The 16,738-nt window shown below is 66.0% G+C and carries 12 protein-coding genes and 1 pseudogene; 7 read left to right on the top strand and 6 right to left on the bottom strand.

The genetic code is table 11. From position 1 onward, the window contains the following. Positions 1 to 140 precede the first annotated feature (140 nt). Positions 141 to 251: pseudogene (locus AB4Z44_RS14595) on the bottom strand (LysR family transcriptional regulator); the annotation flags it as partial. A gap of 293 nt (positions 252 to 544) precedes the next feature. On the opposite strand from AB4Z44_RS14595, the gene AB4Z44_RS14590 reads away from it, so the two are divergent. The 6 genes from AB4Z44_RS14590 to AB4Z44_RS14565 all read left to right on the top strand — a co-directional run bounded on the left by AB4Z44_RS14590 (position 545) and on the right by AB4Z44_RS14565 (position 11,163). Further along, the gene (locus AB4Z44_RS14590; RefSeq protein ID WP_404710421.1) at positions 545 to 3,097 is read left to right on the top strand and encodes a TonB-dependent receptor; all 2,553 of its coding nucleotides are present in this window, start codon (positions 545 to 547) and stop codon (positions 3,095 to 3,097) included. A gap of 90 nt (positions 3,098 to 3,187) precedes the next feature. Continuing rightward, positions 3,188 to 4,471: a 4-aminobutyrate--2-oxoglutarate transaminase gene (gene gabT / locus AB4Z44_RS14585; protein ID WP_404710420.1), complete on the top strand. Its 1,284-nt coding sequence runs from the start codon at positions 3,188 to 3,190 to the stop codon at positions 4,469 to 4,471. Then, positions 4,468 to 5,952: an NAD-dependent succinate-semialdehyde dehydrogenase gene (locus AB4Z44_RS14580; protein WP_404710419.1), complete on the top strand. Its 1,485-nt coding sequence runs from the start codon at positions 4,468 to 4,470 to the stop codon at positions 5,950 to 5,952. Before gabT ends, AB4Z44_RS14580 begins: the two co-directional genes overlap by 4 nt. Continuing rightward, complete coding sequence (locus AB4Z44_RS14575; RefSeq protein WP_404710418.1) at positions 5,949 to 7,298, top strand: amino acid permease; 1,350 nt, start codon at positions 5,949 to 5,951, stop codon at positions 7,296 to 7,298. The genes AB4Z44_RS14580 and AB4Z44_RS14575 overlap by 4 nt, the downstream gene beginning before the upstream one ends. After that, positions 7,295 to 8,998 carry an amidohydrolase gene (locus AB4Z44_RS14570; RefSeq protein WP_404710417.1) on the top strand — a complete coding sequence of 568 codons (1,704 nt, stop codon included), beginning with the start codon at positions 7,295 to 7,297 and terminating at the stop codon, positions 8,996 to 8,998. The genes AB4Z44_RS14575 and AB4Z44_RS14570 overlap by 4 nt, the downstream gene beginning before the upstream one ends. Positions 8,999 to 9,249: 251 nt before the next feature. Continuing rightward, positions 9,250 to 11,163: a glycoside hydrolase family 3 protein gene (locus AB4Z44_RS14565; protein ID WP_404710416.1), complete on the top strand. Its 1,914-nt coding sequence runs from the start codon at positions 9,250 to 9,252 to the stop codon at positions 11,161 to 11,163. 348 nt (positions 11,164 to 11,511) lie between these two features. On the opposite strand, the gene AB4Z44_RS14560 is transcribed toward AB4Z44_RS14565, so the two are convergent. Both AB4Z44_RS14560 and AB4Z44_RS14555 read right to left on the bottom strand, forming a co-directional pair. Next, positions 11,512 to 11,877, bottom strand: coding sequence for an NIPSNAP family protein (locus AB4Z44_RS14560; protein ID WP_404710415.1), 366 nt, complete (start codon positions 11,875 to 11,877; stop codon positions 11,512 to 11,514). Further along, complete coding sequence (locus AB4Z44_RS14555) at positions 11,877 to 12,974, bottom strand: pyridoxal phosphate-dependent aminotransferase (RefSeq protein WP_404710414.1); 1,098 nt, start codon at positions 12,972 to 12,974, stop codon at positions 11,877 to 11,879. The genes AB4Z44_RS14560 and AB4Z44_RS14555 overlap by 1 nt, the downstream gene beginning before the upstream one ends. Before the next feature lie 330 nt (positions 12,975 to 13,304). Here AB4Z44_RS14555 and AB4Z44_RS14550 point away from each other — a divergent pair, with 330 nt between their 5' ends. Beyond that, positions 13,305 to 14,306 carry a sensor histidine kinase gene (locus AB4Z44_RS14550; protein WP_404710413.1) on the top strand — a complete coding sequence of 334 codons (1,002 nt, stop codon included), beginning with the start codon at positions 13,305 to 13,307 and terminating at the stop codon, positions 14,304 to 14,306. Positions 14,307 to 14,366: 60 nt separating this feature from the next. Here AB4Z44_RS14550 and AB4Z44_RS14545 read toward each other — a convergent pair whose 3' ends face one another. The 3 genes from AB4Z44_RS14545 to groL form a co-directional block, all read right to left on the bottom strand. Further along, positions 14,367 to 14,633: a DUF167 domain-containing protein gene (locus AB4Z44_RS14545; RefSeq protein ID WP_404710412.1), complete on the bottom strand. Its 267-nt coding sequence runs from the start codon at positions 14,631 to 14,633 to the stop codon at positions 14,367 to 14,369. Between the two features lie 20 nt (positions 14,634 to 14,653). Continuing rightward, the gene (locus AB4Z44_RS14540) at positions 14,654 to 14,956 is read right to left on the bottom strand and encodes an alkylphosphonate utilization protein (protein ID WP_404710411.1); all 303 of its coding nucleotides are present in this window, start codon (positions 14,954 to 14,956) and stop codon (positions 14,654 to 14,656) included. Positions 14,957 to 15,094: 138 nt separating this feature from the next. After that, the gene (gene groL / locus AB4Z44_RS14535; RefSeq protein WP_404710410.1) at positions 15,095 to 16,717 is read right to left on the bottom strand and encodes a chaperonin GroEL; all 1,623 of its coding nucleotides are present in this window, start codon (positions 16,715 to 16,717) and stop codon (positions 15,095 to 15,097) included. Positions 16,718 to 16,738: the final 21 nt, after the last annotated feature.

Raw genomic sequence — 16,738 nt, 5'->3', positions numbered from 1 at the left:
TGATCGTGCCGCTTGCGCAGCATCTGCGTGGCGCCGGCAATCTCCTGGAAGGCCGCGGAAATCCGGCGGTGATATTCGACCCCATCGCTCGTCAGCAGCCGTGTCCCGCTCTCGCGATCGACCAGCGATGTGCCGACGAATTGCTCGAGCGCGCGCAGATGGCGGCTCACCACGGCATGGTCGACATTGAGCGCCTGGCCGGCTTTGCGGATGCCGCCGGTTCGTCCGAATGCCTCGAACGCGCGCAGCATCGCGAAGGAGGGGACAGCGTCCATCTTCAAGGCGCAACCTCACAGAATTGGGTAGGTCAGCCTATCTGTCACCAGTTTGCTTGGCAACATTCCGCCGCTCCCTTCGATGCGGCCTGTCGTATTTCTTTCGTTGGTGCTTTTTAAGCACCGGTTCGGATCGAGAAAGCGCCTTGTTGGCACAAGGGCGCTTCCGTACCCCGACGTCAGGCCGAGGGAGCGGCCATCAAAACATAATCCAATAGTCGATTTTGCGGGGCTTCCGGTCGGAAGCCATCGAACAAAGGGGCACATCCATGTCGTTCAAACCCTCGCTCCGGAGCAGCGTGCTTGCTGCCACGTCGTTATGGTCGCTTTTCGCCCAGGCTGCTTATGCGCAGTCCGCACCTGTCGCCACCGGCGCCGACGGTACGCCCGTCGATGCGGCGCCGGGCGAGATCGTGGTGACGGCCACCCGCCAGTCGCAGGCCATCTCGAGGGTGCCGATCAGCATCTCGGCCTTCTCCGAAAAGCAGCTCGATACGCAGGGCGTGCGCAAGATCGACGACCTCGTCCGCCTGACGCCTGGCGTATCGTTCCGCCGCTCCGCGCTCGGCGTCGGCGGGGCGTCGATCCGCGGCATCACCTCGAGTGCCGGCGCTTCGACGATCGGCGTCTATATCGACGATTCACCTGTACAGGCGCGCAATCTCGGCACCTCGCCCAGCACCTTCTATCCGCTGGTGTTCGATCTGGAGCGTGTCGAGGTGCTGCGCGGTCCGCAGGGCACGCTGTTCGGTGCCGGATCCGAAGGCGGCACGATCCGCTTCATCCAGCCCGGCCCCAGCTACAAGGACTGGAGCGCCTATGCGCGCGGCGAAGTCGCCACCACGCAGAATGGCGCAGAGAGCCATGAAGCGGGCGTCGCGATCGGCGGCCCGATCGTGGAGGACAAGATCGGCTTCCGCGCAAGCGTCTATTTCCGACATGACGGCGGCTTTATCGACAAGGTCACCGGCTATCCGACCGTTCTCAGCGCGACCGGTGCGGCGGGCGCGGCGTCGCTCTCCTTCCAGCCGACCGGTACCTACAAGGCCGACGTCAACTGGATGAACAGCTTCTCGGCGCGCGTGGCGCTCGGCTTCAAGCCGACCGAGACGCTGACGATCACGCCGTCGCTCACCTACCAGCATACCTATACGCCGGATGCGACCGGCTTCTTCTGGAGCACCTTGTCCGATTATTCGTCGGGCGATTTCAAGTCCCCCAAATGGGTGCCGACGGTCGACGCCACCCATATTGCGCTCAACGATCCCTCGGGCGAGCCGCAGCGGGACAAGTTCGTGCTGCCGAGCCTGAAGGTCGAGTGGGAGGGGCCCGGCTTCGAGGTGATTTCGGACACGTCCTACTTCAAGCGGGACATGCACGAGCTGCTCGATTACACCTCGATCTACGAAGTGTCCTATGCATCGCGCAAAGTCCCGTCCCCGGGCGATGTCGCACTGTCCGAGCATTGGAACGGCCAGCGCAACTTCACCCAGGAAGTGCGCCTGCAATCGAATACGCCCGGATCGCGGCTAACCTGGGTGGCGGGCGGCTTCTACCAGCGCGCCAAGCAGAATTTCCAGCAATATTCGAGCACCAACTTCCTGCCTTATCTGCCGACGATGTTCGCGGCGACGCAGAATGGCGGTCCGTTCGGCGCGGGCACCAGCGCCTTCGTGAACTGGTATGGCGTCGCGCCGATCGACGGCGTCGGGACCTACCTCGCCCAGCTCCATACGACCGACAAGCAGCTTGCCGGCTTTGCCGACGTTTCGTTCGAGTTGTTCGACGGCGTCAAGCTCAACGGCGGCCTGCGCGTCTCGAAGCATAAAGGAACCTACCTCGCCAATTATGCGGGGCCATCGGCCAATCTCAACGCCCCGCATGGCGCGGCCTGCCCGACCGGCACGACCTGCGTCGTCGGCCAGGGTGCTTATGCGCCGAGCTACATCCAGGGCAATTCGGGCATCAAGGAAACCTCGGTCACGCCCAAGTTCGGCGCGTCGTGGCAGATCGATCCGCGCAACATGGTCTACGCCTCGGCCTCGAAGGGCTTCCGCCCGGGCGGCGCGCAGGTGGCCCTGCCGTCCAACTGCAATGCCGAGCTGATCTCGCTCGGCTATACCGACGGCAATGGTCATGCCTCTTCGCCGCAGACCTACAAGTCGGACACGGTCTGGTCCTACGAAATCGGCGCCAAGAACCGGCTGGGGCCGCTGCAGATCAGCACCAGCGCCTTCATGATCAAGTGGAAGAACATCCAGTCGAATGTGGCGGTCAATAGCTGCCTGCAGAGCCTGACCGCCAATCTTGGGTCGGCTACCAGCAAGGGCTTCGACCTCCAGGCGCAGCTCAACCCGTTCAAGGGGCTGAACCTGTCGACCTCCATCGGCTACAACAAGGCCACGTTCGATCACGATATCCGCAGCAACGGCATCCTGCTCTATAGCGGCGGATCGGCGATCACCGGTTTCGGCGCGCCGTGGACGGTCGTCGTGTCGGGCGATTACGAACATCCTGTCGGCGACAGCAAGACCGCCTACGTTCACGCCGACTATACCTATACCAGCCACTATCTGCGGACCGGCGCGACCGATCCGGCATCGACCTACTACGATCTCAATCTTCCGCTTCTGCCGATGACGCAATTGGTCAACGCACGGGCCGGTATGCGCTTCTCCGGGATCGACCTGTCCTTCTTCGTCAACAACCTGTTCAACGTGGCGCCGCACCTTGGTTACACGCATACCAAGAACCAGCCCATCTGGACCGACTATAGCTTCAGGCCACGGACGATGGGGCTGACTGCATCCTATCGCTACTGATCAATATCGGGCGATCCGGGCTCTCGATGCCCGGGTCGCCCCGGAAATTGCGTTCGATCGAGGCCAATCAGGTAAATCAGCGGTGGATCTGTGACCAACAATGAAGAGTATCTGGCACGTCGTATCGCCGCCGTGCCGCGCGGTGTCGCCAGCGCCACGCCGGTCTTCGCCGATCGGGCGGAAAATGCGGAAATCTGGGACGTCGAAGGCAAACGCTATGTCGACTTTGCCGGTGGCATCGCCGTCCTCAATGTCGGGCATCGTCATCCCAGGGTGATGGCGGCGGTACGCGATCAGCTCGATCGCTTTACCCACACGGCCTTCCAGGTGATGGCGTACGACAGCTACATCGCCTTGTGCGAACGGCTGAATAGCATCGCGCCTTTCTCGGGCCCGGCCAAGACGATCCTCTTCACCACCGGTGCGGAAGCCACCGAGAATGCGGTCAAGGTGGCGCGTGCCGCCACCGGTCGGCCGGGCGTGATCAGCTTCGTCGGCGGCTTCCACGGCCGCACCGCGCTTGCCTCGGCGATGACCGGCAAGGTCAATCCCTACAAGCGCCAGTTCGGATCGGCGCTGCCCGACGTCTTCCACGTGCCCTTCCCGAATGCGGAGCGGGGCATCTCGGTCGAGGACAGCCTGCGCGCGCTCGATTTCCTGTTCCTGGCGGATATCCATCCGAAGAGCGTGGCGGCGATCATCATCGAACCGGTGCAGGGGGAGGGTGGGTTCAACGTCGCGCCGACCGCACTGCTGAAGGCGCTGCGCGCGCTGTGCGATGAGCATGGCATCATGCTCGTGGCGGACGAGGTGCAGTCGGGCTTCGCACGGACGGGAAGGATGTTCGCGATCGAGCATTCGGGCGTCGAGCCCGATCTGGTCTGCATCGCGAAGTCGCTGGCGGGCGGTTTCCCGCTGTCGGGGCTGATCGGGCGTGCGGATCTGCTCGATGCGGTCGATCCGGGCGGAATGGGCGGAACCTATGGCGGATCGCCGATCGGCTGTGTCGCAGCCTTGGCGGTACTCGACGTGATGGCGGATGAAGGGCTGGTCGAACGCGCGAACGTGATCGGCGAACGGCTGAACGAGCGTATCGTCGGCTGGAGCCGGCGTAACGATCTGCTCCCGATCTCGCCGCCGCGCGGGCTCGGCGCGATGATCGGCTTCGACATCCGCAAACAGCGTGGCGAGACCGAGGCCGATCCGGGCGCGGCGAAAATGGTGTGCGGCCGTGCGCTCGATCTGGGGCTGGTCGTGCTCACCTGCGGCCCCCAGAGCGAGAGCATACGCGTGCTCGTCCCCTTGACGGCGACCGATGCGATCATCGACGAAGGCATGGACTATCTCGAGGCAGCCTTGTCGGTGGTGGAATGAGCGATCTGATGGGTGATGGTGGGCCGGGCCTCGCGCTGGCGCGGCCCGGTCTGTTCCGCGAAAGCGCCTTCGTCGGCGGCGAATGGGTGACCGGAAACGCCGTGCTCGGCGTCGTCAACCCGGCGACCGGCGAGACGATCGGCACGATCCCCGATCTCGGCACCGCCGAGGCGGAAGCGGCGGTGGCCGCCGCGCAGGCGGCGCTGCCCGGCTGGCGTGCGCAACCTGCCGGCGCGCGCGCCGCGATCCTGCGCCGCTGGAACGACCTGATCCTGGCCCATGCCGACGATCTCGCCCGGCTGATGACGATCGAGCAGGGCAAGCCGCTCGCCGAGGCGCGCGGCGAGGTCGCCTACGCCGCCTCTTTCATCGGCTGGTTCGCCGAGGAAGCGCGGCGATCCTACGGCGACATCATTCCCGGTCATGCCGCCGACAAGAGGCTGGCCGTGACGCGCGAGCCGGTTGGCGTCGTCGCCGCGATCACGCCATGGAATTTCCCGCTGGCGATGATCACCCGCAAGGCCGGCCCGGCGCTCGCCGCCGGCTGCACGATGGTGCTCAAGCCGTCTGAACTGACGCCTTTCTCGGCATTGGCGCTGGCGGTGCTGGCCGAGGAAGCCGGCGTGCCGGCGGGCGTGCTCAACGTCGTCACCGGGCGCCCGCAGGAGATCGGCGCGGTGCTGACCGGCGATGTCCGCGTGCGCAAGTTCAGCTTCACCGGATCGACCGCGGTCGGCAAGATGCTGGCCGCGCGCTGCATGGCCACGGTCAAGCGGGTCAGCCTGGAGCTTGGCGGCAATGCGCCGTTGCTGGTGTTCGACGATGCCGATCTCGACGTGGCGGTCGATGGCGCGATCATCTCCAAATATCGCAATGCCGGCCAGACCTGCGTCTGCGCCAATCGCATCTATGTGCAGGCCGGCATCCACGATGCGTTCGTCGAGCGACTGCAGGCGCGGGTTGCCTCGATGCGGGTAGGCGACGGCCTTGCCGACGGTGTGACGATGGGTCCGCTGATCGACGATCGCGCGATCGCCAAGGCGCAGGCGCATGTCGACGATGCCGTTGCGCGCGGCGCGAAGTTGCTGGCCGGGGGCGAGCGGCTGCCGTCGCCCGGCAACTTCTTCGCGCCCACGATCCTGCGCGACGTTCCGGCCGACGCCCTGCTCTGCCGCGAGGAGACGTTCGCGCCAGTCGCCGGCATCGTGCGGTTCGAGCGCGAGGCGGAAGCCATCGCCTTCGCCAACGATACTGCCGCCGGCCTCGCCGCCTATGTCTTCACCCGCGATCTGTCGCGCAGCCATCGCGTCGCCGAGGCACTCGAATATGGCATGGTCGGCATGAATACCGGGCTCATCTCGACCGAGGTGGCGCCGTTCGGCGGAATCAAGGAATCGGGCTTCGGCCGTGAAGGATCGCGCTACGGCATGGACGAATATCTCAACATGAAGCTGGTCGTCACGGCGGTCACGGCGGCATGACCCCATCGGGTCAATCCGGCCAATCCGCGCTCAGCCACTCGCTGAAGTCGCGCCACGTGTCGATGATCGCGATCGGCGGGATCATCGGGGCGGGCCTGTTCGTCGGATCGAGCACGTCGATCCACGCGGTCGGGCCGGCGGTCATCGTCAGCTATACGCTCGCCGGCCTGGTCATCCTGATGATCATGCGGATGCTGAGCGAACTTGCCAGCCTCCATCCGGGCGCGGGCTCCTTCACCGAGCTGGTGCGGATCGGACTCGGCGACAGGGCCGGGTTCGTCTGCGGCTGGCTCTACTGGTATTTCTGGGTGGTGGTGGTCGCGATCGAGGCGCTCGCCGGCGCGGTGATCGTCTCGGCCTGGATCCCCTTGCCGGTCTGGCTGATCGGCATCGTCCTGCTGGCGGTGATGACCGGCGTGAACCTGCTCTCGACGCGATCCTATGGCGAGTTCGAGTTCTGGCTGTCGCTGATGAAGGTGATGGCGATCGTCGCCTTCATCCTCATTTCCGGCTTGTGGGCGTTCGGCATCACCTCGCCGAGCGGCCCGACTTTCGCCAACCTCACCGCGCATGGCGGCTTCGCGCCGCAGGGCTGGGGCGCGGTGATCGGCGGCGTGACGAGCGTGATCTTCGCGCTGTGCGGGGCCGAGATCGCGACCATCGCCGCGGCGGAATCGCATGAGCCGGCGCGCACCATCGCCCGCATCACCGGCAGCGTCGCCTTGCGCATCCTGCTCTTCTATTTCTGCTCGATCGCGCTGATCGTCAGCGTGCTGCCGTGGACCGATATCGTCCCCGGCAAATCGCCCTTCGCCGCCGCACTCGCCCATATGGGCATCCCCGGTGCGGCGACGATGATGAGCGCGGTGGTGCTGGTGGCGGTCCTGTCGTGCCTCAATTCGGGGCTCTACGTCACCTCGCGCGTGCTGTTCGCTTTGTCCGACAAGGGCGATGCGCCGCGCGCCCTGGTCGCGGTCAACGCCCGCCGGGTGCCCGCACGCGCGATCCTGATCGCCAGCCTGTTCGGCTATCTCGCCATGGCGGCGTCGGTGCTCTCGCCCGAAATGGTGTTCAGCTTCCTCGTCAACGCCTCGGGCGCGACGATGCTGATCATCTATCTGCTCGTCTGCTTCGCGCAGCTTCGCGTCCGCGCGCAGACCCCGCCCGATCGGCTCGTCATTCGCATGTGGCTGCATCCATGGCTCAGCATCGGAACCATCGTCGCGATCGTCGCGGTCCTCGTCGCGATGGCGATCGAGCCCCCGCACCAGCAGGAATTCGTCACCAGCATCGCGCTCGCGCTGATCGTTGCGCTTGCCGCCTGGATCCATCGGAAGAGAAAATGATGCTCAAGCGATTTGCCCTGACCACCGCGCTCCTGATGGGCGCACCGGCGCTGGCCGCGACACCGGCTGACATGATCCTGTTCAACGGCAAGGTCGTGACGGTCGACAAGGCCGATTCGATCCGCTCGGCGGTAGCGGTGAAGGACGGGCGCATCCTGGCGGTCGGCGGCAAGGAATTGCTGAAGACATACCGGGCGCCGCAGACGATCGACCTGCATGGGCGGATGCTCATGCCCGGCTTCATCGACACGCATCTCCATCTCTTCGGCCTTTCGCACCGCGCCATCGAGCCCGACAAGGCCAGGTCGATCGCCGAGATCAAGGCGATGGTCGCCGCCAAGGCCAAGGCCCTCGGGCCGGGCGAGTGGATCACCGGCTATGGCTGGGACGAGGCGTTGCTCGCCGAGCACCGCAATCTGAGCCGCGCCGATCTGGACGAGGCCGCGCCCGACAATCCGGTCGTGCTGACGCGCGCCGGATCGCATTCGGTGGTCGGCAACAGCAAGGCGTTCCAGCTGGCGGGCATCACCGCGCAGACACCGGATCCGGAGCGTGGCCTGATCGAGCGGGATGCGAAGCGTGAGCCGAGCGGCGTCATCCGCGAGCGCTCCGATCTGCTGCTGAACCTGGTCCCCAACGACACGCCCGAACAGATGCGGCCGAGCTGGCTCGCGAGCCTCAAGGCGCTGCTTCCGCTCGGCATCACCAGCTTCATGGAAGCTTTCACCAATATCGACGACGAGCCGGTGGGCAAGGGCGGGCGCGGCCCGAACGACGCCAAGTCGCCGCCGGTCGGCCTCCATAGCTGGCATGATTTCAGGGTGATCTATGCCGAGCATGGCGCCGAACTGCCGCGCATCACCCTCTATATCGGCTATCCCGGCGCGGAGCGGCTGAAGGCCTTCCCCTACCATACCGGCTATGGCGACGATCGCATCAAGCTCGGCCCGATCGGCGAGACGCCCTACGACGGCGGCTTCACCGGGCCGACCGCCTTCACCAAGGAAGACTATAAGGGCATGCCCGGCTTTCGCGGCCGCGCGATGCTGACGCCCGAAAGCGCGCGCGCGATGGTCGAAACATCCGCCGCGCTCGGCTGGCAGCTCGGCATCCATGCGATCGGCGATGCGGCGATCGAGGCGACCGCGGGCGCCTATGATTCGGTGCTCAAGCAGCATCCGAAGCGTGATCACCGCTGGTTCCTGTCGCATTTCACCATGATCCCGTCGGTGGCCACGATGGATATGATGGCGAAGGACGGCATCGCCGCGGCGGCGCAGCCCAACTTCCTCTACAATCTGGAAGGCCGCTACGAACAGACGCTCGACGGCTACCGGCTGGAGCATATCAATCCGCTCAGCTCGCCGCTGAAGCATGGTATCCACCTCGCGTTCGGCAGCGACAATCTGCCGATCGGACCGATCGTCGGCTTCTACGCGGCGGTCAGCCGCAAGGGGCCGGACGGCAAGGTGTTCGGCGCGGAGGAAGCGGTCAGCCGCGCCGAGGCGATCCGGCTCTACACGCAGGATGCGGCCTGGCTCGCCTGGGACGAGAAAAAGAAGGGTTCGATCGAGCCGGGCAAGTTCGCCGACATGATCGTTCTCGACCACGATCTGTTGACCGTGCCCGAGGACGAGATCCTTTCGACCAAGGTCATGACGACGATCGTCGGCGGCAAGATCGTCTACCAGCGGCCGTGAGCGATCCCGCCTGCCTGTGCGATCGGCCATCGGCGTCAGCGAGCGCGCTACGGCCAGGCGGCAATCCGCGCGATCCTCGACAAGGGCCGCCGGCCAGATGAAGGTCGCAGCCCGAAAGGCCTCACGTCGATATTGACAGCGCGGTCGATTACCTTTCGGAAGTCCGCCGATGCACAAGATGCGAACGGATTGCCGGCGGGCGTCTAAGGCGGCTGCCGGCGTGGCGCGCTGCCCGACCCAGGATAGCTGACGTGCGCACGTCGCTTGTCCTGTCCTTGGCCGTCCTGTCGGGCGCGGTCGCCAATGCCGCACCGGCGCCCTGGCGCGACCTCAACCACAATGGCCGCCTCGATCCTTACGAGGACAGCCGGCTCGGTGTCGATCGGCGGGTCGCCGATCTGCTGCGACGCATGACGCTCGCGGAAAAGGTCGGCGCGATGATGCATGGCACGTTGCCGGCCAAGGGCGCCGACAGTGGACGATCGAGCGAAGGCTATGATCTGGTCGCCAGCGAACGCTTGATCGAAACCAACAAGATCAACAGTTTCATCACCCGCCTCACCGCCCGGCCGCGGGAATTCGCGGCAGCCAACAACGCGATCCAGCGGCTCGCGGAAAAGACCCGGCTCGGCATCCCGGTCACGATCAGCACCGATCCGCGCAATCATTTCCAAGAGGTGCTTGGTGCCAGCACCGCGTCAGCCGGTTTCTCGCTGTGGCCCGAGACGCTGGGGCTGGCGGCGATCGGCGATCCGAAGGTAACGCGCGAATTCGCCGCGATCGCGCGGGCGGAATATCGCGCGGTCGGCATCCATGTCGCCCTGTCCCCGCAGGTGGACCTGGCAAGCGAACCGCGCTGGCCGCGCGTCACCGCCACGTTCGGTGCGGATCCCGCCAAAGTGTCGGCGATGGCGGGCGCCTATGTCCGCGGCTTCCAGGGCGGGGATCGTCTCGTCCGCGACGGTGTCGCGACCGTCGCGAAGCATTGGGTAGGCTACGGCGCCGAGCCGCAGGGCTTCGATGGCCACAACGTCTATGGCCGGTTCGCGCGGCTGACCGACAAGAGCTTTGCCGAACATGTGGCGGCCTTCTCCGGCGCGCTGGCGGCGCATACGGCGGGGATCATGCCCACCTATGTCATCCTTCAGGGCGTGACGCTGGACGGCAAGCCGCTCGAGCCGGTCGCGGCGGGGTTCAGCCGGCAATTGCTGACCGACCTGCTGCGCGGGCGAATGCGGTTCGACGGCATGGTCGTTTCCGACTGGGCGATCACCAACGATTGCGCCGGTCCGTGCGTCGCGCCAACGGCCAAGGCACCGCAGACCGTGGCGACGATGGGCATGCCCTGGGGGGTCGAGACGCTGAGCAAGCCCGAACGCTTCGCCAAGGGCGTCGCGGCCGGCATCGATCAGTTCGGCGGCGTCGACGATCCAACGCCCTTGATGGAAGCGGTACGCGCCGGAAAGGTTTCCGTGGCGCGGATCGATCAATCGGTCCGCCGCATCCTGCGGCAGAAATTCGTGCAGGGCCTGTTCGACGATCCCTATGTCGATCCTGCCCGTGCCGCGATTGTTGTGGGCTCTCCGCAGGCACAGGCCAAGGCCGACGCCGCGCAACGCGCCGCGCAGGTCGTGCTGGAAAATAAGGGCGCGATCCTCCCGCTGGCCGGCGCGGGCAAGCGCGTGTGGCTTCACGGCGTCGATCCGGCGACGGCCCGGGCCTACGGTTTCACGGTGGTCGACGATCCTGCGGAGGCGCAACTGGCGATCGTGCGAGCGGCGACGCCATCCGACAAGCTTCATCCCTATCATTTCTTCGGCAGCCGGCAGAATGAAGGGCGGCTGGATTTCCGCGACGGCGATGCCGATTACGAGGCGATCAAGCGGGCCGCGGCGGTGGTGCCGACGATCGTAGCGGTCAACATGGATCGTCCCGCAATCCTGACCAATGTCCAGCCGCGCGCGGCCGCCTTGCTGGTCACCTTCGGTGCCAGTGACCGCGCGCTGCTCGACGTGCTGAGCGGCCGGGCCGTGCCACGCGGCCGGCTGCCCTTCGAACTGCCTTCGTCGATGGCGGCGGTGGAGGCGCAGGATCCGGCGGTGCCGGACGATAGCGCGGCCCCCCTCTATCGGCGCGGCGCCGGCCTGGACCTGCAGCCCCGGTGATGAATCCGGACCCTTCGGCGGCCGCGTGGCGAACCGATCTGACAGGCTGGCGGATCCTCAGCCGAGCCTGCGCCTGAACCTCCTCAGTGGCTTGATAGTCCCGGATACTCCCAACGATAGGGAGCCCCGTTTCGCCAAGAGCAGCGCGAACGAGAGCTGGGAAGGCTCGCTCGCTCCGAACGTCGTTTGACAGGATTAGCGCGCAGCGCCGGCCGCGGTCCAGGCACACCAGCGTGTTGGCGGTGGTGTCATTGTGGCCGGCCTTCATCCACCCCGGCCCCTGCGGCCCGGTGAAGGCAACGACGCGCATCCGAGTATGTGGCCGCGCTGTCTATCCACATACTCGCCTCAAGACTGCGGCGATAAGGGCGAAAGGAAAATTCGCTCGTAGCTCTGGAAAGGAGGCTCGGCAAAGCGCTCGATTATCGGGGCCGCTTCGGGGTCGAGTCCCACCTGCACGCGATAGTTGTTGTACGTTTCCTCGTCGGGAAACCCGTAAAGGGCGATCGCGACGTCCTCGGCACCCGCATGGCCCTTGCCGGGAAAACTGATGGTCGTGTCGCTTGGTGCCTTACGCGGCATGAAGAAACCGTGGTGAACCCCGCCATGCCGTTCGATCAGCCGGATCCAGGCGCGTCCATAGTCCTCGAACTCCTTCAGCCTGTTCGGATCGAGGCGGTACCGGACCTCGCAGAAGACTGGTGTAGCCTGCATCAGACGAGCGAGCCGACGATCTCGAGTGCGTGATCGAGACCGCCAACCTGGCTCGCGAAGCCGATGCGGACATGATCGGGCCGCCCGAAACAATCCCCCGGAACGACGAGCACGCCCTGTCGTGCGGCGGCGTCGCAGAGGCGCCGGCTGTCCCGGCCGTCCGTGAACCACGGGAAGGCGGTGGTGCCGCCCGCCGGCCGCACCCAGGCCATTCGCCCCTCGGATCGTGCGACCATCGCTTCCAGCGCGGCCAGGTTGGCATCCGCCACCGCCTGCGCGCGGCCGAGGATCGCGGGGGCGTTGGCGAGCGCATGCGCGGCGAGCCGCTCCAGCAGCGGCGAATGGCTGATCGCGAAGTAGCTCCGGGCGCCGATCAGGCGGGCACGCCTTTCCGCGTCGCGGTCGATGATCCAGCCCAGCCGCAACCCCGGCAGCGACAAGGCCTTGGACATGTCACCGACGACGACCACGTTGTCGATGTCGGCGGCCGAGGGTTGCGCCGATCCGAAATAGATCGGGTGGAACACCTCGTCGACGATCAGCGGGATGCCTCGGCCGCTCAGTTCGGTTGCGAGGCGGGAAAGCTCGTCCCGCTTCATCACCGATCCGGTCGGATTGTGCGGCGTGTTGACCACCACTGCCGCCGTGCGCTCGCCTACGGCCGAGAGCACCGCATCGGCCGACTGGACGTAGCCCGCCTCGCGCGCGAGGCGATAGGGCTGCGCGTCGAGGCGCCAGGCCATCGCCATGGCGGCATAAGCGGGATACCCCGGGTCGGGGAGCGCGATGCTTGCGCCCGGTTGCTCGAGCACGCAAAACAGGAGGGAGAGCGCCTCGGAGCCTCCCGTGGTCACCACCACCCAGTCGGGATCGGCTCCGTGCAGGGCGGCGATCGCCGCGCGAAGCGCCCGGCTCCCTTCCGCGGACGAATAGCCGAGCGGGGTGTCCGTCAGATCGAGTGGCGAGTCGCCGAGCGCAGCCAGTTCGCGCAGGGTCCAGCCTGGCCCGGTGCTCGACGCGAGGTTGCACGCGATCGGCGGCGAGGCCGAGGCGAACCGCGCCGTCCACTGATCGAGAAGAAAGGGCGGCAGATCCATCGGTCGGCGGCGATCCAGCTAGGTTGGCGATATCGTCGCTACCACTGCGCTCCGGATTCTGCCACGGCATCGAGAGCAAGCCCCGAAGGTGCCGGTCGATTTTCCCTCTTCCAGTGACCAACCGGCGAGGCCGCATCGCCGGTCTATCCCTGCGGGGTCTTAACGACTAATTGAAGCCGCGAGCATAAGGCAGGCCGGCTGACGTCGCCGGTCGAGCGGTGCGTTTGCCTCTCATCTCATTCGCTCATCGGCCACGGGATAACGCGAACGTCTTTGCCGGCACAGGATCTGCCGACCGGTCCGCATTGCAGAACCAAGGAGCCGCTGTCAGTGACCGCCGGAATGCGCGAAGCCCATGAATGGCAGCCTGACCATCTTCGGCTTGCGGTAGCAGCGGCTGGCGTGGCGCTGTGGGCATGGAATGTCGACAGCGACGGCTTCACGATGGATCGGCAGGGTTTCGAACTCTGGGGCCTGCCCTGGCGCGACAGCGTCACGTTCGAGGAACTGTCTGCGCATATCCATCCCGCCGATCGTGATCGTGTCCGGGCTGGATTTCAGGCGACCCGTGCGATGCTCGGGCCCTACGAGACCGATTTCCGCATCATGATCGGCGACGAAATTCGGTGGGTTTCCGCGCGCGGACAAGGCGCGGACGTCGGTATCGTCGGCCGCACGATGTTCGGAATCTTCCTGGATGTCACCGGCCGCAAGCAAGCCGAGGAAGGGCATGAACTTCTCGCCGGTGAGATGGGCCATCGCGTCAAGAACCTGCTCGCGATCGCGTCGGGGCTGGCAACCATCTCGTCGCGCTCGGCCACGACCATCGAAGGCCTCGTCAAGGAATTGACCGATCGCCTGTCCGCGCTCGGCCGCGCCCACGACGTCGTGCGGCCTATCCCGAACGACCAGGGCAACGCGGCCTTGCTCGGCGATCTGATCGCCGTCCTGCTCGCGCCATATGATGATCTCGGGGCCTTCAAGGGGCGGCTTCGCGTCGCGGTGGAGCGGACGGGGGTCGGACACGCATCGGCAACCGGTCTCGCGCTTGTTCTTCACGAACTGGCGACGAATTCGATGAAATACGGTGCGCTGTCCAGCCCAACCGGCACGCTCGATATTTCGAGTAGCGCGGAAGGCGACGATGTCCTGCTCACATGGCTCGAGCGCGGCGGCCCGGAGGTGAAATCGCCGGGCGAGGCCGCCGGTTTCGGCAGCAAGCTCGTTCGGCGCACCGTCGGTGGCCAGCTTCGCGGCGCGATCGACTATGACTGGAATGAAAGCGGCCTGATCGTGACACTGCGCATGAACCGCTTGCGCCTGGCCTCCTGACGGCCCTAATCGCCCGGCGTCAACGCCTCTATCGCGGCGGCTAAGCTGGCGGGTAATCGGTCAAGGCCGCAGCCGGATCAGCTTGTTCCGGCTGGTGGCGCCGCGCACCAGCTCCAGCGACGATCCGGGACGATCGAGCGCCTTGGCGAGCAGCCGCAGGACCGCCTCGTTCGCCTTGCCATCCTCGGGCGGCGCAGTGGTCCGCACGGCAATCGGGCCTCCGGATGCAGGAAGCGCTATCGCGTCGGCGGAGGCGCCAGGCGACACGCGCACCTCCAGCCGCCCATCGGCATCGGCCAGCGCCAGGATCGCCTCCCTGGACGGCATGGCTGGCCGCGGGCGTGCCATCAGCGCTTGCGGACGAACTCGGCGCGCAGCACGAGGCCCTTGATGCCATCGTAACGGCAGTCGATCTCCTGCGGGTCCCCGGTCAGCCGGATCGATTTGATGAGCGTGCCGCGCTTCAGCGTCTGGCCGGCCCCCTTGACGTCGAGATCCTTGATCAGCGTGACCTGGTCGCCGTCGGCCAGCAGATTGCCGACTGCATCGCGCACCTCCACCTGTGTGGCGGCCTGGCGCTTCGCGGCCAGTTCGGCTGCCGGCACCCACTCACCGCTGTCCTCGTCATAGATATATTCGTCGTCGGACATGCCGCCTCCTGCGCGATCCTCATGATCGGCAGCGCCATACGCCGCGCGAGGGGCCGTTTCCATCCCGGGCAGGCAACGGAACGTCGGGTGTGTAAAACCTGCGAACGGACCGGGGCGTCTGCCCCGGTCCTCCCGCGCTCAATAGTCCATTGCGGGCATCGGTGCGGCGGCCTTCTCCTCCTTGGGCGCCTCCGCCACGAGCGCTTCGGTGGTGATCAACAGGGCGGCGACGGAGGCCGCATCCTGCAGCGCGGTACGCACCACCTTCGCCGGATCGATCACGCCGGCCTTGACCAGATCCTGATATTCTCCGGTCGCGGCGTTGAAGCCCCAATTATAGTCTTGGCTCTCGAGCAGCTTGCCGACGATATAGGGGCCGTCCTCGCCAGCATTCTCGGCGATCTGGCGGGCGGGCGCGCGCAGCGCACGCCGCACGATGTCGATGCCCGATTGCTGATCGTCATTCGCCGCCTTCAATCCGTCGAGCGCTTTCACCGCACGCAGCAGCGGAATGCCGCCACCGGGCAGGATGCCCTCCTCGACCGCGGCGCGGGTGGCGTGGAGCGCATCGTCGACGCGGTCCTTCCGTTCCTTCACCTCGATCTCGGTGGCGCCACCGACCCGAATCACCGCGACGCCGCCGGCAAGCTTGGCGAGCCGCTCCTGCAGCTTCTCGCGGTCATAGTCGCTGGTCGTCGTCTCGATCTGCTGGCGGATCTGGGCGACGCGGCCGTCGATATCGCTCTTCGCGCCGACACCGTCGATGATCGTCGTATTGTCCTTGTCGATCGAGACCTTCTTGGCGCGGCCGAGCATGTTGACGGTGACGTTTTCGAGCTTGGTGCCGAGTTCCTCGGAGACGACATTGCCGCCCGTCAGAATCGCGATATCCTCGAGCATCGCCTTGCGGCGATCGCCGAAGCCCGGCGCCTTGACGGCCGCGACCTTGAGGCCGCCGCGCAGCTTGTTGACGACCAGCGTCGCGAGCGCCTCGCCCTCGACATCCTCGGCGATGATCAGCAGCGGCCGGCCCGACTGCACGACCTTCTCGAGCAGCGGCACCAGCGCCTGGAGGTTGGAAAGCTTCTTCTCGTGGAGCAGGATGTAGGGGTCATCGAGCTCCACCTTGAGCTTCTCGGCATTGGTGACGAAGTAAGGCGAGAGATAGCCGCGGTCGAACTGCATGCCCTCCACCGTCTCGAGCTCGGTGGCGAGGCTCTTGGCCTCCTCGACGGTGATCACGCCCTCGTTGCCGACCTTCTCCATCGCTTCCGCGAGGATGCGGCCGACCTCCTCGTCGCCATTGGCCGAGATGGTCGCGACCTGCGCGATCTCGTTGTTGGCGCTGACCTTCCTGGCGTGGGCTTCGAGATCCTTGACCGCGGCATTCACGGCGAGATCGATGCCGCGCTTCAGGTCCATCGGGTTCATGCCGGCGGCGACCGCCTTCGTGCCCTCGCGCACGATCGCCTGGGCCAGCACGGTGGCGGTGGTGGTGCCGTCGCCGGCCTTGTCGTTCTGCTTGCTGGCAACCTCGCGCAGCATCTGCGCGCCCATATTCTCGAATTTGTCGGCCAGCTCGATCTCCTTGGCGACGGTAACGCCGTCCTTGGTGATGCGCGGCGCGCCGAAGCTTTTCTCGATGACGACGTTGCGGCCCTTCGGGCCCAGCGTCACCTTCACTGCATTGGCCAGTGTATCCACGCCGCGCAGCATGCGATCACGCGCGTCCGACGCAAACTTCACGTCCTTGGCAGCCATCGAATAGTCTCCTGTCCTTCC

It is taken from the genome of Sphingomonas sp. MMS24-J13 (assembly GCF_044905095.1).
In the GTDB taxonomy this organism is placed as follows: Bacteria; Pseudomonadota; Alphaproteobacteria; order Sphingomonadales; family Sphingomonadaceae; genus Sphingomonas_I.
Note: the sequence above shows the minus strand (reverse complement) of the source record. Positions and strands in the feature narration are given on the sequence as shown.